Annotated in this window: 1 rRNA gene; it reads right to left on the bottom strand. The window is 54.5% G+C overall.

The window, feature by feature from the left end:
• Positions 1 to 299 (bottom strand): 16S ribosomal RNA (locus PZH32_RS13025); the annotation flags it as partial.

Raw genomic sequence — 299 nt, 5'->3', positions numbered from 1 at the left:
ACGCATTTCACCGCTACACTAGGAATTCCACTTGCCTCTCCGACACTCTAGCTCAGCAGTTCCAAATGCAGTCCCGGGGTTGAGCCCCGGGCTTTCACATCTGGCTTGCCGTGCCGTCTACGCTCCCTTTACACCCAGTAAATCCGGATAACGCTTGCCCCCTACGTATTACCGCGGCTGCTGGCACGTAGTTAGCCGGGGCTTCTTAGTCAGGTACCGTCATTATCTTCCCTGCTGATAGAAGTTTACATACCGAGATACTTCTTCCTTCACGCGGCGTCGCTGCATCAAGGTTTCCC

Origin of the sequence: Adlercreutzia equolifaciens (assembly GCF_029076695.1) — a bacterium.
Taxonomy (GTDB): domain Bacteria; phylum Actinomycetota; class Coriobacteriia; order Coriobacteriales; family Eggerthellaceae; genus Adlercreutzia; species Adlercreutzia equolifaciens_A.
Note: the sequence above shows the minus strand (reverse complement) of the source record. Positions and strands in the feature narration are given on the sequence as shown.